Source organism: Erwinia wuhanensis, assembly GCF_030484085.1.
Classification (GTDB): Bacteria; Pseudomonadota; Gammaproteobacteria; order Enterobacterales; family Enterobacteriaceae; genus Erwinia; species Erwinia aeris.
In genome coordinates this window covers 415,040-440,966 of sequence record NZ_JAUJUH010000003.1, presented here as the reverse complement: position 1 = coordinate 440,966, position 25,927 = coordinate 415,040, and the positions used below count along the sequence as shown (strand labels likewise).

Sequence of the window (25,927 nt, the reverse complement as noted above, 5' to 3'; positions counted from 1 at the left end):
GATCTTATCTGGAGATATAACAGATATTGATATTTTAATAGATCACACAATTTACAATTGTCAGAATAGCTGATGTTTAACAGAGGTATTTGTGCGTTAAAGCCGGAGCGGATGACGGGAGGCTAAGATAAAAAAAGCCCACGCGCTGGCGTGGGCTTCTTGTTGACGGCGGCCTCAGGTATTGGACAGTATCAGGTGCCGCTGTGCGTGGAGTAGAGCGCGTCCGGTGCCACGTTCATATGCTTGAGCACGGGGCCGATAATATTGCCGAAGACCGGCGCGGCGACCGAGCCGCCAAAGTGATCCCCTGCCGTCGGGTGGTTGATCATAATCACCAGCGCGACCTGAGGATTACTGGCTGGCGCTACGCCCGCGGTATAGTTGATATAGCCGCCGTCATATTTACCGCTCGAGCCCATTTTTTCGGCCGTTCCCGTTTTAATTGCCAGTCGATAGCCCGGCACCGCCGCGCGCACGCCGCTGCCGCCGGGCAGCGCGTCGCTTTCCATCATATGGACCACCGAGCGCACGATATCTTCGTCTGCTACCCGCGTGCCGATCACGGGCGGCGTCACTTTGGTAATCGAAAGCGGACGATAAACGCCGAAAGATCCCAGCGTGGCGTATTCACGCGCTATTTGCAGCGGCGTGACGCGCAGACCATAGCCAAAGGAGAAAGTGGCCCGTTCGATATCGGCCCAGCGTTCACGGTGCAGCGGGAAGTAGCCTACGCTTTCGCCGGTCAGCCCCAGGCCGGTGGGTTTCCCCAGGCCAAAAGAGTGGAAGGTGTTGACCAGCACTTCAGCGGGCATCGCCAGCGCGATATGCGATACGCCGATATCGCTCGATTTTTGCAGGATGCCGGTCATGGTCAGTCGCGGCCAGTGGCCCACGTCGCGGATCAGGTGGCCGTTAACGCGATAAGGCGTGGTATCCAGCACGGAATCCGGGCGCACCAGCTTGCGCGCCAGCCCTTCCATCACCACCAGCGGTTTTACCGTTGAGCCGGGTTCATAGCTGTCGTTAATGGCCGCATTACGCATCTGGTCAGGCGAAACGTTGCTGAAATTATTGGGATTATAGGAAGGATAAGACGCCATCCCCAGAATTTCGCCGGTATCGACTTTAACCAGCACCGCCGCGCCGGAATCGGCTTTATTCAGAAGTACGCCATCGCGCAGCTTAGTGTACAGGGTGTACTGATCGAATTTATCGATGCTGAGCTGCACCGTCGGCGGCTGGCGAGGCGGCTCATAGTTAATCATGGCGATAATATTGCCGTGGGCATCCTGACGATATTTCTCTACGCCTGCCGTGCCCTGCAACACCTTATCAAAACCTTTTTCCAGCCCGTTCAGGCCGCTATTGTCCGCGCCGACAATGCCGAGCAGCGGCGCAGTCGCCTCGCTCATCGGATAGAAGCGGCTGTCGTCATAGACGGTGGAAATGCCGGACAGATGCAGTTTGGCGATATCTTTAGCGATACCCAGCTCGATTTTATGGCCCAGGTAAAGAAAGCGACGGTTGGGATTGGCTTTGATCTGCCGGGCGATCTCTTCAGGTCGCTGATCCAAAGCGTTAGCCAGATATTCCCATTTCGCGCTGGTAAAATCGGGATTGGCTTCCAGCACGCGCTGCGGATCGGCAATGATATCGCGCGAGGGCACGCTCAGCGCCAGCGCTTCGCCGTTACGATCCAACAGCGTGCCGCGATTAGTCGGAATAGTGACCGTGCGCAGCGAGCGCTCATCCGCCTGTTTTTCCAGCATAGGATGATTAATCAGCTGCAAATCCCCTACCCAGAGCAACAGCAGCAGCATGGAAACGAACACGCCAAGACAAATCAGGCGAAAGCGAACGGGATGAAACGGCTCCTGGTCTTTAGCCAGTGATTTCTTTAAGCGGGGCATGGCTCTTCTGTCGGCGAATAGCGGATAACTGACCGGGAGTTATACAAAAAATGCAGGGGTGATAACAGGAAAACTGTGTTTCAGATCGTGATTATTGCCGTGCGGTTTAGCAAAAGCGTCAGGTAAAAAAAACCTGCGCATCTGCGCAGGTCGGTGAAACAAAGTTATTTTGATGTTCACCCATCAATACCTCTGGGACATAAACTGTAGCAACCGGGCCAGCCTGCTCGCCAGCCCACATTCGCAACAGTTACCCGCAAAATGTAACCAGCCATGTGATTTCTATGTGTTTTTGCAACGTTAGTGGGTTGCTGAAAGCTACATCCCGCCTTAGCGGGATGACTGCCGGACTCAGGAAGGAAAGAGAATTTTCAGGATAGCTGGCAGAGTGGGTATGATCTGGGCAAAAATCACGGCGCTGACGCACCAAAAAATAATTGCGTTTTTTGCATCGCTAATTGCCACGTTCAACTTGCGAACCTCTTCTAAAGGGGTGCTGTTATCCCCTTTCAGTTCGTCTCTGAAAACGCCGGGATCCTGCTTTGTCATATAGTTCGACTTGATGACGGCAATATCAATCCGAATGCCCGCTACGTCTTCTTCCAGCTTCCTTACAAGATTTCGCATATTTCCCCCTCTGCCGCCGCTTTTTTCCCAATAGCCGGGAAACGGCACCGCATCCCTTTCAGTTCCATACATAATTTATCCCTCCCTGATAGCTATATCATGGCTATTTTTTAGCCAGACGGCGGGCAACCGGATGATAATCCCTTGAAAGCTTTCAAAACTGCCATCCACTCCAGGACAGCAGAAACGATCTTTACGGTTTTTATCTGTATTGCCCGGTCTGTCAGCAGGCTAATTTTTAATCTTTTTCACTCCATTATCAACAATTATTGGCACTATCAGAGTGGTGCCCGTTTTGTTGCTGGCATCAGACTTCCGTCGCCTTGCGGATCTCTACCAGGCAGCTCATGGCGTTTGGCCCCTGCGTCAGCGAAGAGGTGCCGATATCCAGCGTCAGCACGTTGGGATTGCCCGCCTGGTCATACGGCAGCCAGGCTTTGCCAAAACCCGGGTCGAACCAGGCGCCGGTGGCGATCAGCACCACGCTGCGGCTGACGCCGTCCGTAAGCCTGACGCCAGCCAGCATCCGCCCGCGATCGTTGCTGACCTCAATGGTGTCGCCATCGGCAATCCCGCGCGTTTCGGCATCTTCCGGATGCATCCACAGCGTTTCCCTTCCGGCCGTTTTGTTAGCCTGCACCGTCGGCGTCGCATCCATCTGGCTGTGCAGTCGATCGCCAGGCTGCATGGAGATCATATGCAGCGGGAAGCGCTGGCGGATTTCCGCTCCCAGCCACTCCTGCGGCGGCTGCCATTCCGGATGCGGCGCAAAATCCACCAGGCCAAAGCCCGCAATGGTTTCGCTGAACAGCTCAATTTTGCCGCTGGCGGTCTGGATCGGGTTTTGCTGCGGATCCCGGCGAAAATCCTCCATAAAAATAAACGGCTTGTCGCCTTCTGGCACCTCCACGTAGCCCCGTTCCCAGAAAGTCTGGAAATCCGGCCAGTCGACGCCCCGGCGCTGGTGCGCCACCGCACACTGCTGGTAAAGGTGCTCAATCCACTGCGCTTCGTTCCGGTTTTCGGTAAAAGCGTCGCGATAGCCCAGGCGCTCCGCCAGATCGGCAAAAATATCAAAGTCGTTACGCGCCTGATGCTGCGGTTCGATCGCCTGATGCATAGCCAGCACAAAGCGGTCGCGGGACGAGCCGCCGATATCGTTGCGCTCCAGCGAGGTGGTCACCGGCAGCACGATATCCGCCATCTGCGCCGCAGGCGTCCAGACGATATCCTGCACGATAACCGTTTCCGGCTTCTGCCAGCCCTCGACCAGCCGGTTAAGCTGCTGATGATGATGAAACGGATTGCCGCCCGCCCAGTGGATCAGCTGAATATCGGGATAAGTATGGGTTTGGCCCTGGAAAGCGTATGGCTCGCCCGGATGCAGCAGCATATCGCTGATGCGCGCTACCGGGATCGCCTGGTCGGCAATGGGATTGACGCCGGTTGACATCATCGGTGCCGGCCCGTCAATGCGCGGGTTGCCCACGCTGTTCATGGAACCATGTCCAAAAGAGAACCCGGCGCCCGGCAGGCCCGGCTGGCCCAGCATCGACGAGAGCGCGATCATCATCCAGTAAGGCTGTTCGCCGCGATGGGCACGCTGCACGGAATAAGAACTGGTCATAAAACTGCGTTTGCCGATCAGCTGTCTGGCCAACAGTTCAATGCGCGCGGCCGGAATACCGGTGATCTCGCTGGCCCAGCGCGGGGTTTTTGCCACCCCGTCGCTGTCGCCCAGCAGATAGCCACGCAGCTGCGGATAGCCTACGCAGTGCGAAGCCAGAAAATCGCCATCCGCCGCGCCCAGCCGCTCCACTTCGTACCCCAGCGCCAGCATCAGCGCCACGTCGGTATTAGGTCGGATCGGGATCCATTCGGCGTTAACAAATTCCGGGCAGTCATCCCGCATCGGGCTGATGTTGATCACCGGTGTGCCTTTGGCCGCCAGTTCAAGCAGCGCCGGTTTCAGGCTGTGCTGCCCTGCGCCGCCGGAGGCAACCTGGCCGTTTTTCAGCGCCAGCCCGCCAAAGGCAACAAAAATTTCGCAATGTTCCACCACGCTCGGCCAGTCGGTAACGCGACCGGTCAACGGCATATAGGTGCCGATGATATAGGGCAGGAAAAACTGCGCGGCACCCCAGCTGTAGTTGCCCAGCTGATCGACGCCGCCGCCGCCGGTAAAGTAGAAGCGGCGGATCAGCGTGCGGGCATGGTTAACGCGCCCCGCCGAAGACCAGCCGTAAGAACCGTTAAAAATACCGGCGGCGCCGTAGCGATCGCGCACCCGACGGTTTTCTTCCGCCACTAAATCCAGCGCTGTTTCCCAGTCCACCGCCACAAAATCTTCCCGTCCCCGCAGCGTACGGTCGCTTTTCTCGCGCGATTTAAGCCAGGAGCGGCGCACCATCGGCTGACGAATGCGCCGGTCGGAATAGACCAGCTCGGGAATAGTGTTAAGCATTGGCGACGGATCGCGATCGGCGAAAAAGGGTTCGCAGCGCTGCAGTTTGCCGTTTTCGACAACGGCGGTAAAGGCGCCCCAGTGGGCAAGATGCGGCACTTTTTTTAGAGTCATGGCAGGCAGTCCGGCTGGTGTTCGTGTCAGCCTACAGGCTACCATTTTTCCGGTGCGTTTCAGCAAACTTCTGTGCGGCCGATATGCGGTGGTAAAAGCCCGCTGACCCGGTGCCTGATGCGCTAAAAGCACATTACTGAAGCTGCTCTTTCCAAATGCCTGGGCTGGCGTACTTGTGCGCGGGAAGCGGCAAAGCGTTAAGGGAAAGACGGCCCGGTAAAAGGATCCGCCGATAATACCTCGCCTTTTTCATCGGCTTTGCGACATTCGCAGCATTCTGCCTGCTTGAAGTAGCTGGCAATTTCCGCAACACTGGAGCCATGTAAACGTTTACCCTGGAAGGCTTTGTCACTATGGCTACCATTAAGGATGTCGCCAGGCTGGCGGGTGTGTCCGTTGCTACGGTCTCTCGCGTAATTAATAATTCGCCTAAAGCCAGCGACGCTTCTCGCCAGGCCGTTAACAGCGCAATGGAAGAGTTGCAGTATCATCCCAACGCTAACGCGCGCGCGCTGGCGCAGCAGTCAACGGAAACCATGGGGCTGGTCGTCGGCGACGTTTCCGATCCCTTTTTCGGCGCGCTGGTCAAGGCGGTCGAGCAGGTCGCCTACGGTACCGGCAACTTTTTGCTGATTGGCAACGGTTATCACAATGAGCAAAAAGAGCGCCAGGCGATTGAACAGCTGATCCGGCACCGCTGCGGCGCGCTGGTGGTGCATACAAAAAAAATCCCGGACGCCGACCTGATCCCTCTGATGAAGCAGATCCCCGGCATGGTATTGATTAACCGTGCGCTGCCGGGTTTTGAAAAGCGCTGCATTGCGCTGGACGATCGCTACGGCTCGTGGCTGGCAACGCGCCATCTAATCCAACAGGGCCATCAGAACATCGCTTTTATCTGCTCAAACCACCCTATTTCCGATGCGGACGAGCGGCTGCAGGGCTATTACGACGCGCTGAAGGAGCACAATCTGCCGGGCAGCGATCGCCTGGTCGCGTTTGGCGAACCGGATGAGATCGGCGGCGAACAGGCGATGACGGAGCTGCTGGGGCGCGGCAAGGCCTTTAGCGCCGTAGCCTGCTATAACGATTCAATGGCGGCGGGCGCGCTGGCGGTACTCAGCGATAACGGCGTGCGGGTGCCGGAAGAGATGTCGCTGATTGGTTTTGATGATGTGCTGGTATCGCGCTATGTCCGCCCGAGGCTGACCACGGTGCGCTACCCTATCGTCACCATGGCGCAGCAGGCAGCGGAGCTGGCGTTAGCGCTGGCTAATAACCAGCCGCTGCCGGAGGTGACCAATCTGTTCAGTCCGACGCTGGTGCGCCGCCATTCGGTCGGCTCGCCGGACTGATGCTTACGTCTCCAGCGCCAGCAGCTCCTGAACGGTCTGCGCGCGGCGGATCTGGCGCGGCTGGCCGTTTTCAAACAGCACTTCCGGCAGCAGCGGGCGGCTGTTGTAGTTAGAGGACATCGACGCGCCGTAAGCGCCGGTATCATGAAATATCAGATAGTCGCCCGGCCTGACGTGCGGCAGCGCGCGGGTTTCGACTTTGCCGCCTTCCTGCTGGGTGAAAACGTCGCCGGATTCGCACAGCGGCCCCGCCACCACGGTGTCAATCGTCCGGCTCTCTTGCAGATCGCGTCCATCACCCGCAATGGCGGAGATATGATGATAGCTGCCATACATCGCCGGACGCATCAGATCGTTAAAACCGGCGTCCACCAGCACGAAGTGGCGGCTGCCCATCTGTTTAACGGCGCGCACTTCAGACACCAGCACGCCAGATTCCGCCACCAGAAAGCGTCCCGGTTCAATTTCCAGCTTCACCGCATGGCCTAAATGCTGCGCCACTCGCTGGCGCGCCGCATCCCACAGCCCAAAGTAGTGAGCGGTATCGATCGCTTCTTCGCCAAAACGGTAGGGAATGGAAAGCCCGCCGCCGGCTGAGATCGCCTCCACATCCTGTCCGAAGTCGATAACCAGCCTGACCATTGCGTCGCAAACCTGCTCCAGATGACCATAATCCACGCCCGACCCAATATGCATATGGATGCCGACCAGCTGCAGACGATGCTGCCGGATAGCGGCCAGCGCCAGCTGAAGATCGCCGTGCCAGATCCCGTGCTTGCTGTTTTCACCGCCGGTATTGGTTTTCTGGCTGTGGCCGTGACCAAACCCCGGATTAACGCGCAGCCAAACCTTATGGCCCGGCGACACTTCGCCCAGCTGATGCAGCATATCAACCGAACCGGCATTCACCGGGATCGCAAGCTCTGCCAGGCGGGCAAGCGTAGGCGCATCCAGCAGATCGGCCGTAAAGACGATCTCTTCCCCGCCGGGCTGAAAGCCTGCCGCCAGCGCACGCTCCACTTCTCCCAGCGAAACCGAATCAACGCGAACGCCCGCTGCGCGCATCAGCTTAAGGATATGAACGTTAGAGCAGGCTTTTTGCGCAAAACGCACTACGTCAAACTGTTGCAGCTGCGCGATACGGTCGGCAATGACATCGGCATCATAAGCCCAGACGGGGCCGCCATACTGGCGCGCCAGCTGGAGCAAATTGTCACGGTTCAGAGCGGTTTCAGTGGTGTTCAGCGGGCGTGGCATCGGGCTTTCTCCTGTCAGTAATAGCGTTATTACGCCATAGCGACAGCGGGATGAAAAATATCTGTTTTAGCGAAGTCTATTCATTCATGATATGAATTAGTCTTTTTGCGAGGGTATTTATGGCTGGCATCACGCTGCGGCATATCGAAATTTTTCATGCGGTTGTTACCACCGGCAATCTGACCGAAGCGGCGGTCATGCTGCATACCTCGCAGCCCACGGTCAGCCGCGAACTGGCCAGGCTGGAAAAGCTGACCGGCCTGAAGCTGTTCGATCGCATCCGGGGCCGTCTGCACCCTACCGTTCAGGGACTGAAGCTGTTTGAGGAAGTGCAGCGGTCCTGGTACGGTCTGGACAGGATTATCAACGCGGCCGAAAGCCTGCGCCAGTTTCGCCAGGGCGAGCTGTCTGTGGCCTGTCTGCCCGTGTTTTCCCAGTCGCTGCTTCCCCTGCTCTGCCAGCCCTTTTTGCAGCGTTATCCCGACGTCAGTTTGAATATCATTCCGCAGGAGTCGCCGCTGCTGGAAGAGTGGCTGTCGGCGCAACGTTACGATTTAGGCTTAACGGAAACCGGCCAGACGCCGGCCGGCACGGAACGCAGCGTAATCTTTACCGGTAATGAGGTTTGCGTGCTGCCGCAGGACGACGCGCTGGCGGAAAAAAGCTGCCTGACGCCGCAGGATTTCGCCGGGAGAAACTTTATCAGCCTGTCGCAAACGGACAGCTATCGTCAGTTACTGGATCAGCTATTCAGCGAGCAGGGCGTTCAGCGCAGAATGGTGATGGAGACGCACAGCGCGGCCTCGGTTTGTGCGATGGTAAGAGCGGGCGTGGGCGTTTCGATAGTCAATCCGCTCACGGCGCTGGACTATGCGGGCAACGGCGTGGCAATCCGCCGCTTCAGCATTGCGGTGCCTTTTACCGTCAGCCTGATCCGGCCGCAGCACCGCCCCGGCTCGGCGCTGGTTGACGCGTTCAGTCTGCATCTGCGCGAGCATAGCAGCCTGTTCAACCAGCGCCTCGCGGCATTACTGGCTTAAGCGCGCGCCGCCTGCTGCTGGCCGCGCGGGCGGCGGAAGGTCAGCAGGCAAATCAGCAGGCCCATAACGGCCAGTACGGCCGCCGCAACCGGCACGGAAGTCAGCCCGTAACCGCCGTCAATCACTGCACCGCCCGCCCATGCGCCAAACGCGTTGCCGACGTTAAACGCAGAGATATTCAGCGTAGACACAAGGTTCGGCGCCTCTTTGCCGTGGCGAACCACGTTGATTTGCAGTCCCGGCACGGTAGAGAACGTTGCCATCGCCCATAAAAACAGGGTGATTTCCGCCAGCCACAGCGCATGGCTGGTCCAGCTAAAGGCGAGCGAAAACAGCGCGATCAGCGAGAAGCTGAGGATCAGGCTAAAAGAGACTTTCCAGTCGGCCAGCCTGCCGCCCAGGATATTGCCGACGGTCAGGCCGCCGCCGATTAAAAACAGCGTCCAGCTGACGCCTTTGTTGCTGATGCCGGTAACCTGGAGCAGCAGCGGCGCAATATAGCTGAACAGCGCAAACATGGCGGCGGCGAAAAACACCGTCATCAGCAGCGACAGCCACAGCTTGCCGTTAGCCAGCGCGCTGACCTCGCTGGCCAGATGTACCGGCTTTTCGTTGCGGTTGGTGGGCAGGCTGACAATCAGCGCAATAAAGGCCAGCACGCCAATCACCGCCACGCCCCAGAAGGTGGCGCGCCAGCCAAACAGCTGGCCAAACCAGGTACCCAACGGCACGCCCAGCACGTTAGCCAGCGTTAAGCCGGTAAACATCAGCGCCACGGCGGAAGCCTGCTTGTCGGGCGCGACCAGGCTGGCGGCTACCACGGCGCCAATGCCGAAAAATGCGCCGTGGCAAAGCGCGGTGATCACCCGTGCCATCATCAACAGGTTGTAGCTGTAAGCCAGCGCGCAAAGCACGTTGCCGACAATAAAGATCGACATCAGTAAAATCAGCGTTTTTTTACGCGGCAGCTTAGCCGTGAGCAGCGCCATAATCGGTGCGCCGATCGCCACGCCCAGCGCATAGCCGCTGATTAACCAGCCCGCCGAAGGGATCGTTACGCCGAGATCGCCTGCCACTTCCGGCAGCAGGCCCATAATAACGAATTCCGTGGTGCCTATAGCAAAGGCGCTCAGCGCCAGCGCCAGTAAAGAAACGGGCATCTCATCTTCTCCAGAAAAAATTATCTTTCCGCCGACAGCGGTCGACAGGCAAAAAAAGGGCGGGGAAAGTATTACAGAATGTGAATTTTGATCTACATCACATCAGAGATTAAAGCACAGCTCATCAGGGACTTATACCCCTTCTCAGGCAACAATCTCTTGCCTGAAAGGCAATAATCGCCGCCGACTGACCGTCAGATCCACCGATTTTAGCCTTTCCGGCGCGTTTTTGGGCCTCGCGGTTTGTCTATACTTGAGGAAAATACGCCGCTACTTTAGTAAATAATGGTCGTGTTTTGCGCGCATTGAGACGGTAATCATTACGGAAAATTATCAATTATCTGATAATCATTTGACGCGGAGTGAGGTTAAATAGGTAAAGTTTTCCGAGTGTTGGCCGATACCTCGATGATGGATGCAACGGGCGTTTATTGAGCTGTGCTTGATCGATTCATTACCGAGGAGCAAAGATGCGACTGGCTATTTGCCTGCTGACGCTGAGTATCACCGGGTGCTCAGTAGGAAAATATGAGTACAGCAGCGAAGCAGAGAAGCGTGTGGATATGACCGTTACCGGCATTCCGACCATTCTGGGCGTGGGCACGCTGGGCACCACTATTCCGCTGACCGCCGATTACAGCCTGACGGCGGCGCACGTGGCGAAATATTCGCTTTATCGCGTTAAGTCGCGCCATCCTGAATGCGACCTGGCGGTGGTTTACCATAAAAACGGCAACGTTCCCGCGCCGCGCTTCCGTAACGGCTTTATGGGCGACAAAATCAATCTGTATGGCTACAGCTTTATCTCTGCCATGCCGGTGGCCTCAACCGGCACCAATCTGGTGAATACCGGCCTGAAGAACGACTGGAACAAGCTGAGCTGCGTTGTGGTGGCTTCCGACGCGGGCGTGGTGCAGGGCATGTCCGGCGGCGCAGTCTATAACGCGTCCGATGACTCTGTGGCAGGCGTTATCGTCGGCTATTCCAACCGCATTAACGATATTAAAACCGGTAAAACGCTGTATAAAAACGTCTCGCTGTACGTGCCCTACGCGCGCTTTAAGGATTGGCTCGACGAGGCGATAAAATCGTAACGGCATGGCGGCTTACTCCGCTGGCCGCAGGAGCTTATCGCTATTTCGACATGAAGGGCGATGGTGGTCAAAGAGCGGCACCGGACGCGCTGGCGGTTCCAGTAACAAACCGGTTTTGCGCAGGCAAACATTACGTACTTTATTCCAGCGCAGGCTTTAGCCCAGCGAAGAGCAAAACCCGTCATTTTGATGGGGACTTCCCGGAACCGTTCAGGCCATCGCCAGCTCCCGCCTGAAATCAGCCGTAAAAAAGGGGCGACAAGTCGCCCCTTAATCTCACAGCCGTTGCTTATTTTCCTGACGGACGCAGCGCCGGGAACAGGATCACGTCGCGAATGGTGTGGCTGTTGGTAAACAGCATCACCATACGGTCGATACCAATGCCCAGGCCTGCGGTTGGCGGCAGGCCGTGCTCCAGCGCCGTTACGTAGTCTTCGTCGTAGAACATCGCTTCGTCGTCGCCCGCATCCTTGGCGTTAACCTGCTGCAGGAAGCGTTCAGCCTGATCCTGCGCGTCGTTCAGCTCGGAGAAGCCGTTACCGATTTCACGGCCGCCGATAAAGAACTCGAAGCGGTCGGTGATTTCCGGGTTAACGTCGTTGCGGCGAGCCAGCGGCGACACTTCGGCCGGATATTCGGTAATAAAGGTCGGCTGGATCAGATGGCTTTCCGCCGTCTCTTCGAAGATTTCCGTTACCACGCGGCCCAGACCCCAGCTCTTCTCAACCTTGATGCCCAGCGACTGCGCGATAGCGCAGGCTTTGTCAAAATCATCCAGGTCGGCCAGATCGGTTTCCGGACGGTATTTCTGAATGGCTTCTTTCATCGTCAGTTTGTCGAACGGCTTGCCGAAGTCGAACTCCTGATCGCCGTAAGGCACTACCGTGGTGCCCAGCACGTCCTGCGCCAGCGTACGGAACAGGCTTTCGGTCAGTTCGATCAGATCCTTGTAATCCGCATAGGCCATATAGAGTTCCATCATGGTGAACTCTGGGTTATGGCGCGGCGAGATCCCTTCGTTACGGAAGTTACGGTTGATCTCGAAGACGCGATCGAAGCCGCCGACCACCAGGCGCTTCAGGTAAAGCTCGGGCGCGATGCGCAGATACATGTCAATATCCAGCGCGTTATGATGGGTGATAAACGGACGGGCAGACGCGCCGCCGGGGATCACCTGCATCATTGGCGTTTCCACTTCCATAAAGTCGCGGCCGACCATAAAGCTGCGGATGCCCGCCATGATCTGCGAACGAATTTTAAAGGTTTTGCGCGAGTCGTCGTTGGAGATCAGATCCAGATAGCGCTGGCGATAGCGGGTTTCCTGATCGGCCAGGCCGTGGAACTTATCCGGCAGCGGACGCAGCGCTTTGGTCAGCAGACGCAGTTCACTACAGTGGATAGAGAGCTCGCCGGTTTTGGTTTTAAACAGCTTGCCGCGAGCGCCGACGATATCGCCGAGATCCCACTTTTTAAACTGTTCGTTGTAAATGCCTTCCGCCAGATCGTCGCGAGAAACATACAGCTGGATGCGGCCACCTACGTCCTGCAGCGTAACAAAGGATGCCTTGCCCATAATACGGCGCGTCATCATACGTCCCGCCACGCTGACTTCTACGCCCAGCGCTTCCAGCTCTTCATTCTCTTTCGCGTCATATTCTGCGTGCAGCTTGTCGGAAAGGCTGTCGCGACGGAAATCGTTGGGAAATGCCACGCCGTTCTCACGCAGCGCGCTCAGCTTTTCGCGACGCGCTTTCAGTTCATTATTCAGCTCAAGTGCGGCGTCGGCGCCCTGCGGTTGTTGTTCTGACATGTCAGTTCCTTATAGCCCTGCTTTCAAACTTGCTTCAATAAATCGGTCCAGATCGCCGTCCAGCACCGCCTGAGTATTACGGGTTTCCACGCCGGTGCGCAGATCCTTGATGCGTGAATCGTCCAGCACGTAGGAGCGGATCTGGCTGCCCCAGCCGATATCGGATTTGTTATCTTCCAGCGACTGTTTCTCAGCGTTTTTCTTCTGCATTTCCAGCTCGTACAGCTTCGCCTTCATCTGCTTCATCGCCTGGTCTTTGTTCTTATGCTGAGAACGGTCGTTCTGGCACTGGGTCACCGTACCGGTTGGAATATGGGTGATACGCACCGCCGATTCCGTACGGTTAACGTGCTGACCACCGGCGCCGGAAGCGCGGTAAACGTCAATACGCAGGTCGGCCGGGTTGATCTCGATATCGATATCGTCATCCACTTCCGGGTAGACAAACGCGGAGCTGAAAGAGGTATGACGACGACCGCCGGAGTCGAACGGGCTTTTACGCACCAGACGATGCACGCCGGTTTCGGTACGCAGCCAGCCGAAAGCGTAATCGCCGCTGATGCGCAGCGTGGCGGATTTAGTACCGGCTACTTCGCCTTCGGACTCTTCGATCACTTCCGTTTTAAAGCCTTTCGCTTCGGCCCAGCGCAGGTACATACGCACCAGCATACTGGCCCAGTCCTGCGCTTCCGTACCGCCGGAGCCGGCCTGAATATCGATATAGCAGTCCGCGCCGTCGTATTCGCCGGAGAACATGCGGCGGAACTCCAGATCGGCGAGCTTTTTATCCAGCACGTCCAGCTCGGCAACCGCTTCGTTGAAGGTTTCTTCGTCGTCCGCTTCTACCGCCAGCTCCAGCAGGCCGGCAACATCTTCCAGCCCCTGGCTCAGCTGATCCAGCGTTTCTACTACCGCTTCCAGCGCGGAACGCTCTTTGCCCAGCGCCTGCGCGCGTTCAGGCTCGTTCCAGACGTCCGGCTGTTCCAGCTCGGCGTTAACTTCTTCTAAGCGCTCTTTCTTGGCATCGTAGTCAAAGATACCCCCTGAGAACGCTGCTGCGCTCAGTGAGATCCTGAATTCGGTTCTTTACCGGATTAATTTCAAACATGATTTAGATCTTCAAAAGTCTGCAATGTAACTACGCAGTTTAAACGAATTTGCGGGGAGTTTGTAGCGTTAGCGCGGCAGCAGTTTACCGCAGCCAATCCCTTAGTCGGAAGGCGCACCGGCGCTGGTTACGCTTGTTGACGCTTAACCGGCAGAAGCTGGGGGCTCGGGCGGATATTCTGCCACTAACGAAGCCAGAGGAATGTTAAACATCTTATGCAGCCTGCGGATCATCGGCAGCGTCAGCGTTCGTTTATAATTCAGCACCTCATAAACGCGATTTTTGAGACCGATTGCCGGCACCAGATCGTTGGCGGTCATTCCCATTTGCTCCATGCGAAATTTAATGGCCGCGACCGGATCCGGCGCTTCAATGGGATAATGCTCCTGCTCATATTTTTCTATAAGCAAAATAGTCACTTCCAGAAAATCTGCCGCCTCTGAGCCGGGTTCAGGTTCATTATCAAAAAGCGGCGAAACCGCAGCCAGCGCATAGTGATAATCTTCTTCAGTGCGAATAGGTTTGATTTGATACTTTGTCATAGCTCCACCGTCTTAGCGTCAATGTCGTAATATTGGGCGTGGGTTCCAACAAACTTCACGTATACCGCCTGAAAGCGGTAAGCCACAGCGGCTATTAACCGATAGTCGTTACCCTTTATCTCGAATATCACCCGGTTTTTCGCCACAAAATCGGCTGACGGATAGCGCCTCTTTATATCCTGTGGCGTCCGCCAGGTCGCTTTTCTGACTTCATCAACCCAGGCCTTAAGCGGTTGCTCAGCCTGATTGTGGAGGGTCCAGAATTCCCGTAATGGCGCTACCGCGATAATCTTCATGTCCCCTCCCTGGGTAAACATTCGCCTTGACTATACCAGTCCCATTTTGGGACTGCAAGATAATGAAAAGCGCTTACTTATTACGCTATCCCTCTGCCATGACAAATCACAACCTCTTCCTGACTGAGTAAGACTTGCCTGTTCAGGCTACAGCGGCCAGAGATGCTCGATAATCAGCTGCACGCTGCGGTTGCCGCGAAACTCGTTGATATCCAGCTTGTAGGCCAGCTCTACCTGCTTCACGCTGGGATCGGGCCAGAGCGCGGTATCAATATTGAAAGCGATACCGTCCAGCAGCGGCCCGCCGCCCAGCGGCTCCAGCATGACCTTCAGATGACGCTCGCCCACCAGCCGCTGCTGGATCAGCTTAAATTTGCCGTCAAACTGCGGTTCGGGAAACGCCTGCCCCCATGGCCCGGCTTCACGCAGCAGCTCTGCGGTGGGCAACGTCAGCTCCTGCGCCATCAGCTGGCCGTCTGACCAGACCACGCCCTGCAAAGACTCTTCGCTGAGCCATTCGCCGATTAGCTCGCCAAAGCGCTGGCGGAATTCATCGAACTTTTCCGCCTCCAGCGACAGGCCCGCCGCCATCGCGTGGCCGCCAAACTTGATAATCAGGCCGGGATAGAGCGTATCCAGCCGCTCAAGCGCGTCACGCATATGCAGCCCGCTGATGGAGCGTCCCGACCCTTTCAGCGTGCCGTCACCGGCGGGCGCAAAGGCGATAACCGGACGGTGAAAGCGCTCTTTCAGCCGCGAAGCCAGGATGCCGACCACGCCCTGGTGCCATTCCGGATGGTACATGGCGATACCAAGCGGCAGCGCTTCGCTGCTGCGCTCCAGCGCATCGCACAACGCCAGCGCTTCCGTCTGCATCCCCTGCTCTATCTCTTTGCGCGTCTGGTTCAGCGCATCCAGCTCGCTGGCCAGCATGCGCGCCTGGGCGATGTCTTCGCTAAGCAACAGCGCGACGCCGACCGACATATCGTCCAGCCGTCCGGCAGCGTTGAGACGCGGCCCCAGCGCAAAACCCAGGTCGCTGGCGGCAAGCTGGCGCGCGTCGCGATTGGCGATTTCCAGCAGCGCCCGGATGCCGACGCGGCATTTGCCGGCGCGAATACGGCTCAGCCCTTGCCAGACCAGGATGCGGTTGTTGGCGTCCAGCGGCACCACGTCCGCCACCGTGCCCAGCGCCACCAGATCCAGCAGCTCGGCCAGGTTTGGCAGCGTGGCGACGCCGCTGTCGCGCAGCCGCGCGCGCAGCGCCAGCATCAGATAAAACGCGACGCCCACGCCCGCCAGCGTGCGTGAAGGAAACTCGCTGTCCGCCAGGTTAGGATTAACAATCGCTTCCGCATCCGGCAGCGTATCGCCGGGGAGGTGGTGATCGGTGATCACTACGGCGATGCCTTTTTCGTGCGCCAGCGCGACGCCAGCATGGGAAGAGATGCCGTTATCCACGGTCATAATCAGCTGCGCACCGCGCGCCGCCGCCTGCTCCACCACTTCCGGACTCAGGCCGTAGCCATCGTCAAACCGGTTTGGCACCAGATATTTGATATTGCGGCCGCCCATGCTGCGTAAAGCCAGCACGGTCAGCGCGGTGCTGGTGGCGCCGTCGGCGTCGAAATCGCCAACGATCATAATGCACAGGTTATCGGCAATGGCCTTTTGCAGGATCTCTGCCGCCCGCTCAATGCCGCTGAGCGAGTGAAACGCGTGAAGATTTTTGGCACCGCGCTCCAGCTCCACGGCCTGCTTAACGCCACGATGCGCATAGAGGCGACGCAGCAGAGGATGGAGATCCTCCGGCAGCTCGCACGCCTGCGCCGCCACGCGGCGGCGTAATTCGGTTTTTCCTCTCACTGGGCTTAGCCGCCTGTCTTCTGGCTATCCAGCAGCTTTTTCATCTCCTGCGGCCCCTGATAGCCAGGGATCATCATACCGTTTTGCAGCAGGATGGCTGGCGTGCCCTGAATACCGTAGAGAATGCCCAGCTGGTAATGCTTAGCCAGGTCGATTTTGCAGTCGGCCGCCGCAGGGGTTTCGCCTTTCATCGCCGCGTCGAACGCTTTTTTGCGATCGGCCACGCACCAGATTGATTTCATCTCTTTGGCGACCTGTCCGTTCATGCCTTCGCGTGGGAAGGCCAGATAGCGCACGGTGATCCCCAGCGCGTTGTAGTCCGCCATCTGCGAATGCAGCTTATGGCAGTAGCCGCAGGTGATGTCGGTAAAGACGGTGATGACATGCTGCTCTTTCGGCGCTTTATACACGATCATTTCGCTGCTCAGCGCGTCGACTTTTTTCTCCAACAGTTTGTTGGTGACGTTGATCGGCTGCGCGCCGCTGATGTCGTACAGCGGCCCCTGAATAAACTGCTTGCCGTCTTCACTGACGTAAAGCACGCCGCTTTCGGTCAGCACGGTTTTCATCCCTGGCAAAGGCGACGGCTGGATCTCCATCTGCTGCAGTCCCAGCTTCGCCAGGGATTGCTTGATGGCCGCATCGTCGGCATGCGCCAGGCCAGCTGCTACCAGCAGAGAAAGGAGAAAGTAACGCTTTTTCATTGATTATCCTCATGGCCTTATAGTTTGGCCGTTTGATCACCGCGTCAGGCGCGGGGATGATGCTGTTGATGTAACTGCCGTAGCCGCTCGGTGGCGACATGGGTATAAATTTGCGTGGTGGACAGGTCGCTATGCCCTAACAGCATCTGTACGACCCGCAGATCGGCGCCGTGGTTCAACAGATGCGTGGCGAAAGCGTGTCGCAGCACGTGGGGGGAGAGCTTTTCACTGTCGATGCCCGCCAGCGTCGCATAATGCTTGATGCGGTGCCAGAACGTTTGTCGGGTCATTTGCTGCGCGCGGTTGCTGGGGAAAAGCACGTCCAGCGTCTGTCCGTTCAGCAGCCACGGACGACCATATTCAATGTAATGCTCCAGCCAGTGCAGCGCCTCTTCACCCAGCGGTACCAGCCGTTCTTTATCGCCTTTTCCCACCACGCGCACCACGCCCTGGCGCAGGCTGACGTTGTTGAGCGTCAGGCTGACCAGCTCCGTGACGCGCAGTCCGGTGGCATAAAGCAGCTCCAGCATGGCTTTGTCGCGCAGCTCTATCGGGATATCCGTAGAGGGCGCCTGCAGCAGCCGCTCTATCTGCGCTTCGCTGAGATCTTTCGGCAGCCGCTGCGGCAGTTTAGGCGAGGCCAGCAGCGCGCTGGGATCGTCTTCACGCAGCTTTTCCCGGTAAAGATACTGGAACAGGCGCCGCATGGCGCTGAGCAGGCGAGCGGAACTGCTGGCCTTATAGCCACCTTCCACGCGCTCGGCCAGAAAGTTCTGTAGCCCGGCGCTGTCTACATGCAGCAGATCCAGCTGGTGATGCGCCAGCCAGTTCACCAGCGACATCAGATCAAGCCGATAGGAAGCCACCGTATTTTGCGCAAGATTTCGCTCAATCCATAAGGCATCAAGAAACTGCTCTGTCAGATCGCTGTCCTGCACGTTGACTCCTTTTCCACTTACCCGACGGCACGCCGTCAAAGCTCAATTCTGATATAATTCGCGCCATTGAACCAGGAGAATTGAGTAAACCGCGTATGAATATCGGGCTTTTTTACGGTTCCAGCACCTGCTACACCGAGATGGCGGCGGAGAAAATCCGCGATTTTATCGGCGAGGATCTTGTTACGCTGCACAATCTGAAAGAGGACTCGCCGCAGCTGATGGAGCAGTACGACATGCTGATCCTGGGCATTCCCACCTGGGATTTCGGCGAAATCCAGGAGGACTGGGAGGCGGTTTGGACCGACCTCGCTACGCTAAACCTGCGCGGCAAAACCGTGGCGCTGTACGGCATGGGCGATCAGGCCGAGTACAGCGAGTGGTTTCTGGACGCGCTTGGCATGCTGCATGAGGTGCTGCAGCCGCTGGGCGTCGTTTTTGTCGGCTACTGGCCTACCGAAGGCTACGAGTTTATCAGCCGCAAACCGCTAACCGCCGACGGCCAGCAGTTTGTCGGCCTGGCGCTGGACGACGTTAACCAGTTTGAGCTGACGGACGAGCGTATCGCGCAGTGGTGCGAACAAATCCTGACGGAAATGGCCGCCACGCTGTAAGCCTGCCGTTTAGTGAATAGCGAGCAGCTGCTGACGGAGCTGCCGCCACTCGCTTTCGTTCATGCTGTCGCGCAGCAGCCAGAGCTTCTCGCGCTCGCCTTTAGCGGAGCGCAGCGCCAGCAGGATCGCCCGCCGCGTCATCCACGGCCGACCGCAGATGCGCCAGTGCTTCTGCCGCCATTGCAGCTGATGGTCCGCCAGCAGCGCGATATCGCCTTCCCGGCTGCGAATGCGTCGCTGGCTACGCACACACTCCAGCACCACCAGCGTCAGCAGCAGCATCCACACTACCGTTAAGCTGGCCGGCCACGGCGCCAGCAGCAGCGCTATCACTACCACGCCGTGCAGCGAGAGCGACATCCACTGCGCCTGCCAGGAGACCCGCAGATCAGAACGCCACAGGGCCACGCTGCTGGTTTCGCTGCTGGATCAGGTGAACCATGCGTTTCAGTTCCGGATCGGCAGGTTCGCCATGATTCATCATCCAGTTGAACAGATCGGGATCGTCGCTTTCCAGCAGGCGAATAAAGATCTTTTTATCGCTATCGCTCAGCGTGTCATATTCATATTCAAAGAACGGCATGATGGAGATATCCAGTTCCCGCATACCGCGCCGGCAGGCCCACTGCACGCGCGCTCTATTTTCAATATCCATGCTTTCCATCGTCAGTCGGTGAAAGATGGCCGCTAGTGTAGCGCTTTTTTAAGCCGATGTTGATGGCGCAATTTGGCTTTGCGTAATGCGCCGCACGATAAAAGCATTTGTTGCCGCGCAAGCGCGCCTTTTGTGCGTCGCCTTCAGAAAACTGGTTGCAAAGCCGGGCGGCTCTTTTAACATGAATGCAGGCTTATTTGACTTCAGGAATCCGCTATGCCGACTTTATCTTTCCCGCCTCGTCAACCTGCGGCCTCTGCCCGTCTGCCGCTTACGCTGATCTCGCTGGAAGAGTGGGCGCTGGTCAACGTGACCGGCGCGGACCGCGTCAGCTATTTGCAGGGTCAGCTGACGCTGGACGTCGCTGCGCTGGATGCCAATGCGCATCTTCCCGCCGCCCACTGTGATGCAAAAGGGAAAATGTGGAGCAATCTGCGTCTGTTTCACCGTGACGAAGGCTTTGCCTATCTGGAACGCCGCAGCCTGCGCGATACGCAAATCAGCGAGCTGAAAAAGTATGCCGTTTTCGCCAAAGTCGCTATCGAAGCGGATGACGAAGCGGTGCTGCTGGGTGTAGCCGGTTTTCAGGCGCGCACCGCGCTGGCCGGGCTGTTTGACACGCTGCCGGACGCTGAAAACCCAGTCGTGCAGCAGGATGATGCGACGCTGCTGTGGTTTTCCGCACCGGCGGAACGCTTTCTGCTAATCCTGAATCGCGACAGTGCACTAGCGCTGCGCGCGGCTCTGGACGGTCAGGCACAGCTAACCGACAGCTCGCAGTGGCTGGCGCTGAATATCGAAGCTGGCCTGCCCGTTATCGACGCGGCGAACAGCGCGCAGTTTATTCCTCAGGCGACAAACCTGCAGGCGCTGGACGCTATCAGCTTTAAAAAAGGCTGCTATACGGGCCAGGAGATGGTGGCGCGCGCTAAATTCCGCGGCGCCAACAAGCGTGCGCTTTACTGGCTGGCCGGCAAGGCCGCCCGCGTTCCGGCCGCTGCGGATGCGCTGGAAATGAAGCTGGGCGACAACTGGCGCCGCACCGGCACCATTCTGGCCGCCTGTCAGCTGGATAATGGCGATGTCTGGGTGCAGGCGGTGCTGAATAACGATCTGGAGCCGGAAACGGCGCTGCGGGTACAGGGCGACGAAGGCGGCAGTCTGGCTATCCAGCCGCTGCCCTACGAGATTTCGTAATAATAAGGGGCCGGACGGCCCCTTTTTTTATGAAATATAAAAGTAAATCGCCAGAAAATGGCAGATGCTGCCGCCAAGCACAAAGCCGTGCCAGATGGCGTGGTTATAGGGAATGCGCTTTGAGACGTAAAAAATCACCCCCAGCGAATAGATAATGCCGCCCGCCGCCAGCAGCCAGACGCCGCCCGCCGACAGTTTCATCGCCAGCTGATAAATCACAACCAGCGACAGCCAGCCCATCAGCAGATAGGTTATGACCGATAAGGCCTCGAAGCGGTGCACAAAAAACAGTTTAAACAGCACGCCCACCAGCGCCAGGCTCCAGATCACCACCATCAGGCCATGCGCCAGCGGCGACTTAAGTCCCACCAGCAGAAAAGGCGTATAGGTGCCGGCAATCAGCAGGTAAATAGCGCAATGGTCCAGCTTTTTCAGCCAGCTTTTGGCGCGCGGATGAGGGATGGCGTGATAAAGCGTCGAGGCCAGAAACAGCAGGATCATGCTGCCGCCATAGAGGCTGTAACTGGTGATGGCGACGGCGTTGGCCTGGCTGTCGAGCGCCTGCGACAGCAGCAGCACCAGCCCTACAATACCAAAGATAAAGCCGATGCCGTGGCTGATGCTATTAGCTATCTCCTCTGCAACGGAGTAGCCCTCCGTTAACACTTTTTTATTGGTCATGCATTGTCCTCTTCCAATCTGAAGCGGAGGGGCGGCCAAAGGGGATCGCATCCAGGCTCGTTTTCAGCCGCCCGTCCGAAAGTTGCGCACGTTCAGCTTAGACGAGAGTGATTTCAGAGTACAACTGTAAGCTTAAATAAACTGTGAACGGCTGTAACAGCTGTTTAACCAGGAAAAACAGGCCGTTATTCGGCGACCTTCACCCTGTAACGCCCGGCTGCGGCAGCAATAAAAGTGCTGGTGACATAAGAAGCCGCTTCGCTAAGCAGCCACAAAATGGCGCGGGTGCCGTTATTCGGCAGCCTTTATCCCGTTATCGTCCGCCAGCGGCATCGATAAAAGTGCCGGTAACATAAGAAGCCGCTTCGCTAAGCAGCCAGAGAATGGCGTTGGCAATTTCATCCGGCTCGCCGCCGCGCTGCATGGGAAGAGTCGGCGCAATACGGTTGACGCGATCCGCCTCGCCGCCGTCGGCGTGCATATCGGTATAGATTAATCCCGGCCGTACCGCGTTAACCCGGATGCCCTGCGCCGCCACTTCCAGCGCCAGCCCTCTGGTTAGCGTATCTACAGCCCCTTTCGAGGCGGCATAATCGACATATTCGTGTGGCGCACCGCTACGGGCTGCGGCGGAAGAGACGTTTACGATTGCACCGCCCTGCCCACCGTACTGAAAACTCATGCGCTTTATCGCTTCGCGACAGCAGAGAAAGGTTCCGGTGACATTGGTAGCGAAAACGCGATTGATGCGTTCGGCGTTTAGCTGCGCCACGCTGGTCTGCTGAAACAGGATCCCGGCATTATTGACCAACGCGCTTAGCACGGCGCCCTGTTGATCAAGGCTGCGAAACATCGCTACTACCTGTTGTTCATCAGAAATATCGGCCTGCACGCTGAACGCTTTTCCGCCTTGTTGCTGAATAAGCGACACTACTTCCGCCGCCGCTTCCTCACGCTGACGATAGTTAACCGCAACCTGATAGCCGTGCTGCGCCAGCAGCAGCGCGGTGGCTCGCCCAATTCCCCGGCTGCCGCCGGTTACCAAAGCCGTTTTCATTTTTGCCTCCCGATAAAAATAAAGGGCACCAGGGTGCCCTTCAGTCTGTATCGCTATGCTGCTTTATTCATATTCGCTCATCGGCAAACAGGAGCAGAACAGATTTCGATCGCCATAAACATCGTCAAGACGCTTGACGGTCGGCCAGTATTTATTCGCGCTGCCCGCCGGGAAGACCGCCAGCTCGCGCGTGTAGGGATGCGACCACTCGCCGACCAGCTCCATTTGCGTATGGGGCGCATTAACTAACGGGTTATCTTCCGCTGGCCACTCACCTTCCGCCACGCGGTCGATCTCCATGCGGATAGCCAGCATGGCGTCGATAAAGCGATCCAACTCCACTTTGCTTTCCGATTCCGTCGGCTCCACCATCAGCGTGCCCGCCACCGGGAAGGACATGGTCGGCGCGTGGAAGCCATAGTCGATCAGGCGTTTGGCAATATCCAGTTCGCTGATGCCGGTTTGCTCTTTCAGCGGACGAATATCCAGGATGCATTCATGCGCTACCCGCCCATCCCGTCCGGCATACAGGATCGGATAGGCCGATTTCAGGCGCGCAGCAATATAGTTGGCGTTCAGGATCGCTACCGAACTGGCCTGCTTCAGCCCTTCCGCGCCCATCATGCGGATATACATCCAGCTGATAGGCAGAATAGAAGCGCTGCCGAACGGCGCGGCGGACACCGCGCCCTGCTGCGTCAGCATGTCGTCAATCTGCACCACGCTGTGGCCCGGCACAAATGGCGCCAGATGGGCTTTTACGCCAATCGGCCCCATGCCTGGCCCGCCGCCGCCGTGCGGAATACAGAAGGTTTTATGCAGGTTAAGGTGCGAGACGTCCGCGCCGATATAGCCAGGCGTGGTGATGCCGACCTGGGCGTTCATGTTGGCACCGTCCAGATAAACCTGGCCGCCATACTGATGAACGATCTGGCAAACCTCGCGGATGGTTTCTTCATAGACGCCGTGCGTGGAAGGATAGGTCACCATAATGCAGGAGAGCGCTTCGCCCGCCTGTTCCGCTTTCTGCCGCAGATCGTGCAGATCGATATTACCCTGTTTGTCACAGGCCACCACGACTACCGCCATGCCCGCCATCTGTGCCGAGGCCGGATTGGTGCCGTGCGCCGAGCTGGGGATCAGACAGATATTACGTCCGGCTTCACCACGGCTTTCGTGATAGCGGCGGATCGCCAGCAGGCCCGCATACTCGCCCTGCGCGCCGGAGTTAGGCTGCATACAGAGCGCGTCATAGCCGGTCAGCTGCACCAGCCACTGCGACAGCTGGCCGATCATTTGCAGATAGCCGGCGGCCTGATCGGCAGGACAGAACGGGTGCAGCTCCGCGAATTCCGGCCAGGTAATCGGGATCATCTCAGCGGCGGCGTTCAGCTTCATGGTGCAGGAGCCGAGCGGGATCATCGCCTGATTCAGCGCCAGATCCTTGCGCTCCAGGCTGTGCATATAGCGCATCATCTCGGTTTCGCTGTGGTAACGGTTAAAGACCGGATGCGTCAGGATGGGCTCTTTGCGCAGCATCGCTGGCGGAACGGACGCGCTGTCGGCCACGGCGCTGTCCAGCTCGTCGATATCCAGACCGTGATTTTCGCCCAGCAGCACGGAGAACAGCGCCGCCACATCTTCCCGCAGCGTGGTTTCATCCAGGGTGATGCCCACCGCGTTGTGGATATCGGTGCGCAGATTGATGCCGAAACTCAGCGCGCGATCCAGCACCGCGGCTTTATCCGTGACTTCAACGGTCAGCGTATCGAACCAGCTCTGATGGCGCAGCGTCATGCCGCCCTTTTGCAGCCCGGCCGCCAGGATATCCGTCAGGCGATGAATGCGCGAGGCGATGCGTTTCAGGCCGTGCGGGCCGTGGAAGACCGCGTACAGGCTGGCGATATTGGCCAACAGCACCTGTGACGTACAAATATTGGAGTTGGCCTTTTCACGACGGATATGCTGCTCGCGAGTCTGCATTGCCATCCGCAGCGCCGTGTTGCCCGCCGCATCGCGCGAGACGCCGATAATGCGCCCTGGCATTGAGCGTTTGTATTCGTCGCGGGCGGCAAAGAAGGCTGCGTGAGGGCCGCCGTAGCCCATCGGAACGCCAAAACGCTGCGCAGAGCCAAACACGATATCCGCGCCCTGTTTTCCCGGTGCGGTCAGCAGCACCAGCGACATAAAATCCGCAGCGACGCTGACTATCACTTTCCGCGCCTTCAGCTCATGGATCAGCGAGGTGTAGTCATGTACCTCGCCAGTGGTGCCGACCTGCTGTAGCAGCACGCCGAACACGTCCTGATGATCCAGCACGCGCGCCGCCTTATCGACCACCACCTCAAAGCCAAAGGTTTCCGCCCGCGTCCGCACCACGTCCAGCGTCTGCGGATGAATATCCTCGGCCACAAAGAAGCGGTTGGCGTTTTTTAGCTTGCTGACGCGCTTCGCCATCGCCATCGCCTCGGCGGCGGCGGTTGCTTCATCCAACAGCGAAGCAGAGGCGATATCCAGGCCGGTCAAATCCAGCGTGACCTGCTGGAAGTTCAACAGCGCTTCCAGTCGGCCCTGAGAAACCTCGGGCTGATAAGGCGTATAGGCAGTGTACCAGCCGGGATTTTCCAGCATGTTGCGCAGAATAACCGGCGGCGTCAGCACCGGCGTGTAGCCCATCCCGATACAGGATTTATAACGCAGGTTGCGGCTGGCGATCGCTTTTAGCTCGGCCAGCGCCTGATGTTCGGTCAGGGGATCGCCGACGGCAGGCGCGCCGGGCAGCTGAATATCAGCCGGGACGATAGCGGTAATCAACTCGCTGAGAGAGGCGGCGCCTACCGCGTTCAGCATCGCTTCCTGCTGGGCTGGCGAAGGGCCGATATGGCGTTCGATAAAAGCGCCGGTATGTTCAAGCTGGCTGAGAGTAGTCATTAGCGGTAAATCCTGCATCGGGCAAAGGCATTAAGGAGAGATCTCTCCGGAGAGGGCTAATAAATCGCTGACGAAACGAAGCCGGGCCGTAAAATACGGCCCGCGCTGCCGCCGTCTATTCGTCAATGCTGGTTTTGTAGGCGTCCGCGTCCATCAGCGATTCCAGTTCGGACTCGTCGCTGGCCTTAATGCGGAACAGCCAGCCATCGCTGTAGGGATCGCTGTTGACCAGCTCCGGTTCGCTTTCCAGCGCGCCGTTGACTTCGACAATTTCGCCGCTGACCGGCGCATAAATATCGGATGCGGCCTTTACCGACTCGGCTACGGCGCAGTCTTCGCCCTGGCTGTAGGTGTTGCCCACTTCGGGCAGATCGACAAACACCATATCGCCCAGCAGCTCCTGCGCGTGGGCGGTGATGCCTACGGTATAGGTACCATCTTCTTCTTTACGCACCCACTCATGGCTTTCACGGTATTTTAGTTCGTTTGGAACATTGCTCATCGCCT

The 25,927-nt window shown here is 57.8% G+C and carries 23 protein-coding genes; 5 read left to right on the top strand and 18 right to left on the bottom strand.

Annotation, left to right across the window (positions count from 1 at the left end; translation table 11 throughout):
• Nucleotides 1-191: 191 nt before the first annotated feature.
• The 3 genes from QZH36_RS09775 to QZH36_RS09765 form a co-directional block, all read right to left on the bottom strand.
• The gene (locus tag QZH36_RS09775; RefSeq protein WP_301730080.1) at nt 192-1,910 is read right to left on the bottom strand and encodes a penicillin-binding transpeptidase domain-containing protein; all 1,719 of its coding nucleotides are present in this window, start codon (nt 1,908-1,910) and stop codon (nt 192-194) included.
• Between the two features lie 351 nt (nt 1,911-2,261).
• Nucleotides 2,262-2,609 carry a hypothetical protein gene (locus QZH36_RS09770; protein ID WP_301252526.1) on the bottom strand — a complete coding sequence of 116 codons (348 nt, stop codon included), beginning with the start codon at nt 2,607-2,609 and terminating at the stop codon, nt 2,262-2,264.
• Nucleotides 2,610-2,844: 235 nt separating this feature from the next.
• On the bottom strand, nt 2,845-5,115 hold the full coding sequence (locus QZH36_RS09765) for a molybdopterin guanine dinucleotide-containing S/N-oxide reductase (protein ID WP_301730079.1): 2,271 nt from the start codon (nt 5,113-5,115) through the stop codon (nt 2,845-2,847).
• A gap of 353 nt (nt 5,116-5,468) precedes the next feature.
• Here QZH36_RS09765 and galR point away from each other — a divergent pair, with 353 nt between their 5' ends.
• Nucleotides 5,469-6,470, top strand: coding sequence for an HTH-type transcriptional regulator GalR (gene galR, locus QZH36_RS09760; RefSeq protein WP_125287364.1), 1,002 nt, complete (start codon nt 5,469-5,471; stop codon nt 6,468-6,470).
• A 3-nt stretch (nt 6,471-6,473) separates the two neighbouring features.
• Here galR and lysA read toward each other — a convergent pair whose 3' ends face one another.
• On the bottom strand, nt 6,474-7,727 hold the full coding sequence (lysA, locus tag QZH36_RS09755) for a diaminopimelate decarboxylase (protein WP_301252523.1): 1,254 nt from the start codon (nt 7,725-7,727) through the stop codon (nt 6,474-6,476).
• Between the two features lie 119 nt (nt 7,728-7,846).
• Here lysA and QZH36_RS09750 point away from each other — a divergent pair, with 119 nt between their 5' ends.
• On the top strand, nt 7,847-8,767 hold the full coding sequence (locus QZH36_RS09750) for a LysR family transcriptional regulator (RefSeq protein ID WP_253458691.1): 921 nt from the start codon (nt 7,847-7,849) through the stop codon (nt 8,765-8,767).
• Here QZH36_RS09750 and QZH36_RS09745 read toward each other — a convergent pair.
• Complete coding sequence (locus tag QZH36_RS09745) at nt 8,764-9,927, bottom strand: MFS transporter (RefSeq protein ID WP_253458688.1); 1,164 nt, start codon at nt 9,925-9,927, stop codon at nt 8,764-8,766. The genes QZH36_RS09750 and QZH36_RS09745 overlap by 4 nt on opposite strands.
• 470 nt (nt 9,928-10,397) lie before the next feature.
• Here QZH36_RS09745 and QZH36_RS09740 point away from each other — a divergent pair, with 470 nt between their 5' ends.
• A complete protein-coding gene (locus QZH36_RS09740; protein ID WP_253458685.1) occupies nt 10,398-11,021 on the top strand; it encodes a serine protease in 624 nt (207 codons plus the stop codon).
• 289 nt (nt 11,022-11,310) lie between these two features.
• Here the strand turns inward: QZH36_RS09740 and lysS are convergent, their stop codons facing one another.
• From lysS to xerD, 7 genes are all read right to left on the bottom strand, one after another.
• Nucleotides 11,311-12,831, bottom strand: a complete 1,521-nt coding sequence (gene lysS / locus QZH36_RS09735; RefSeq protein WP_253458682.1) for a lysine--tRNA ligase — start codon at nt 12,829-12,831, stop codon at nt 11,311-11,313.
• Nucleotides 12,832-12,840: 9 nt separating this feature from the next.
• Nucleotides 12,841-13,939 (bottom strand): peptide chain release factor 2 gene (gene prfB / locus QZH36_RS09730; RefSeq protein ID WP_301730078.1). Its coding sequence is split into 2 segments (ribosomal slippage): nt 12,841-13,863 and nt 13,865-13,939, totalling 1,098 coding nucleotides; the frame shifts between segments, so codons are not numbered across the junction.
• A gap of 143 nt (nt 13,940-14,082) precedes the next feature.
• Nucleotides 14,083-14,481: a helix-turn-helix domain-containing protein gene (locus QZH36_RS09725; RefSeq protein WP_253458680.1), complete on the bottom strand. Its 399-nt coding sequence runs from the start codon at nt 14,479-14,481 to the stop codon at nt 14,083-14,085.
• Nucleotides 14,478-14,777, bottom strand: coding sequence for a type II toxin-antitoxin system HigB family toxin (locus tag QZH36_RS09720; protein ID WP_301730077.1), 300 nt, complete (start codon nt 14,775-14,777; stop codon nt 14,478-14,480). The genes QZH36_RS09725 and QZH36_RS09720 overlap by 4 nt, the downstream gene beginning before the upstream one ends.
• 147 nt (nt 14,778-14,924) lie before the next feature.
• Nucleotides 14,925-16,643, bottom strand: a complete 1,719-nt coding sequence (gene recJ, locus QZH36_RS09715; protein WP_301730076.1) for a single-stranded-DNA-specific exonuclease RecJ — start codon at nt 16,641-16,643, stop codon at nt 14,925-14,927.
• A gap of 5 nt (nt 16,644-16,648) precedes the next feature.
• Nucleotides 16,649-17,347 (bottom strand): bifunctional protein-disulfide isomerase/oxidoreductase DsbC, encoded by a 699-nt coding sequence (gene dsbC, locus QZH36_RS09710; protein WP_253458674.1) that lies wholly within the window; start codon nt 17,345-17,347, stop codon nt 16,649-16,651.
• Nucleotides 17,348-17,391: 44 nt separating this feature from the next.
• Complete coding sequence (gene xerD / locus QZH36_RS09705) at nt 17,392-18,285, bottom strand: site-specific tyrosine recombinase XerD (RefSeq protein WP_253458672.1); 894 nt, start codon at nt 18,283-18,285, stop codon at nt 17,392-17,394.
• Between the two features lie 95 nt (nt 18,286-18,380).
• On the opposite strand from xerD, the gene fldB reads away from it, so the two are divergent.
• The gene (fldB, locus tag QZH36_RS09700) at nt 18,381-18,899 is read left to right on the top strand and encodes a flavodoxin FldB (RefSeq protein ID WP_253461228.1); all 519 of its coding nucleotides are present in this window, start codon (nt 18,381-18,383) and stop codon (nt 18,897-18,899) included.
• 9 nt (nt 18,900-18,908) lie between these two features.
• Here fldB and QZH36_RS09695 read toward each other — a convergent pair whose 3' ends face one another.
• Nucleotides 18,909-19,307 carry a protein YgfX gene (locus tag QZH36_RS09695; RefSeq protein ID WP_253458670.1) on the bottom strand — a complete coding sequence of 133 codons (399 nt, stop codon included), beginning with the start codon at nt 19,305-19,307 and terminating at the stop codon, nt 18,909-18,911.
• Nucleotides 19,288-19,554: an FAD assembly factor SdhE gene (gene sdhE / locus QZH36_RS09690; protein ID WP_301252518.1), complete on the bottom strand. Its 267-nt coding sequence runs from the start codon at nt 19,552-19,554 to the stop codon at nt 19,288-19,290. Before sdhE ends, QZH36_RS09695 begins: the two co-directional genes overlap by 20 nt.
• 216 nt (nt 19,555-19,770) lie before the next feature.
• Between sdhE and ygfZ the strand changes: the two genes are divergently transcribed.
• Nucleotides 19,771-20,751: a tRNA-modifying protein YgfZ gene (gene ygfZ / locus QZH36_RS09685; RefSeq protein ID WP_301730075.1), complete on the top strand. Its 981-nt coding sequence runs from the start codon at nt 19,771-19,773 to the stop codon at nt 20,749-20,751.
• A gap of 27 nt (nt 20,752-20,778) precedes the next feature.
• On the opposite strand, the gene trhA is transcribed toward ygfZ, so the two are convergent.
• The 4 genes from trhA to gcvH form a co-directional block, all read right to left on the bottom strand.
• The gene (trhA, locus tag QZH36_RS09680; RefSeq protein WP_253458664.1) at nt 20,779-21,432 is read right to left on the bottom strand and encodes a PAQR family membrane homeostasis protein TrhA; all 654 of its coding nucleotides are present in this window, start codon (nt 21,430-21,432) and stop codon (nt 20,779-20,781) included.
• 313 nt (nt 21,433-21,745) lie between these two features.
• The gene (locus QZH36_RS09675; RefSeq protein ID WP_301730074.1) at nt 21,746-22,489 is read right to left on the bottom strand and encodes an SDR family oxidoreductase; all 744 of its coding nucleotides are present in this window, start codon (nt 22,487-22,489) and stop codon (nt 21,746-21,748) included.
• Between the two features lie 63 nt (nt 22,490-22,552).
• Complete coding sequence (gcvP, locus tag QZH36_RS09670; protein ID WP_370734681.1) at nt 22,553-25,420, bottom strand: aminomethyl-transferring glycine dehydrogenase; 2,868 nt, start codon at nt 25,418-25,420, stop codon at nt 22,553-22,555.
• A 115-nt stretch (nt 25,421-25,535) separates the two neighbouring features.
• On the bottom strand, nt 25,536-25,922 hold the full coding sequence (gcvH, locus tag QZH36_RS09665) for a glycine cleavage system protein GcvH (RefSeq protein ID WP_125287347.1): 387 nt from the start codon (nt 25,920-25,922) through the stop codon (nt 25,536-25,538).
• Nucleotides 25,923-25,927: the final 5 nt, after the last annotated feature.